Genomic DNA, 1,043 nt, shown 5'->3' with positions numbered 1-1,043 from the left:
ATCGAGTTCGCCTGCGGCATCCCCCATGTGCTCAAGGGCGAATATACCGAGAGCGCCGGCCCGGGCATCGACGTCTATTCGATGCGCCAGCCGCTGGGCGTGGTGGCCGGCATCACCCCGTTCAACTTCCCGGCCATGATCCCGATGTGGATGTTCGGCATCGCCATCGCCGTGGGCAACACCTTCATCCTCAAGCCCTCGGAGAAGGATCCGACGGTGCCGGTGAAGCTGGCCGAACTGTTCATGGAGGCCGGCGCGCCTCCCGGCGTGCTCAACGTCGTGCACGGCGACAAGTCCACCGTGGACGGCATCCTGGCCCATCCGGACATCAAGGCCGTCAGCTTCGTCGGCTCCTCCGACATCGCCCACTATGTCTACCAGACCGGCACCGCCAACGGTAAGCGGGTCCAGGCCATGGGCGGGGCCAAGAACCACGGCATCGTCCTGCCCGACGCGGACCTGGACCAGGTGGTCAAAGACCTCTCCGGCGCGGCCTTCGGCTCGGCCGGCGAGCGCTGCATGGCCCTGCCGGTCGTCGTCCCCGTCGGCAAGAAGACCGCCGACGAGCTGCGCGAGCGGATGATCGCCGAGATCGAGAGCCTGAAGGTCGGGATCTCCACCGATGCGGGGGCCCACTACGGCCCCGTGGTCAGCGCCCAGCACCGCGCCAAGATCGCCGACTACATCCGCATCGGGGTCGAGGAGGGCGCCGAGCTGGTCGTCGACGGCCGCGACTTCGCCCTGCAGGGCTTCGAGAAGGGCTTCTTCATCGGCCCGTCGCTGTTCGACGGGGTCAAGACCGGCATGAAGACCTATCAGGAAGAGATCTTCGGTCCCGTCCTGCAGATGGTCCGGGCCGAGACCTTCGAGGAGGCCGTCGACCTGCCCTCCAAGCACCAGTACGGCAACGGCGTGGCCATCTTCACCCGCAACGGCAAGGCCGCGCGCGACTTCGCATCGCGGGTCAATGTCGGCATGGTCGGGATCAACGTGCCGATCCCCGTGCCGGTGGCCTATCACAGCTTCGGCGGCTGGAAGCGCTC

The 1,043-nt window shown here is 67.1% G+C and carries 1 protein-coding gene; it reads left to right on the top strand.

The features are described 5' to 3' along the window. Window positions 1-1,043 (top strand): CoA-acylating methylmalonate-semialdehyde dehydrogenase (mmsA, locus tag AC07OA_RS24425; RefSeq protein ID WP_494666426.1); only part of this gene is annotated, 1,043 nt, incomplete at both ends.

It is taken from the genome of Caulobacter sp. GW821-FHT09B08, assembly GCF_059418225.1.
Note: the sequence above shows the minus strand (reverse complement) of the source record. Positions and strands in the feature narration are given on the sequence as shown.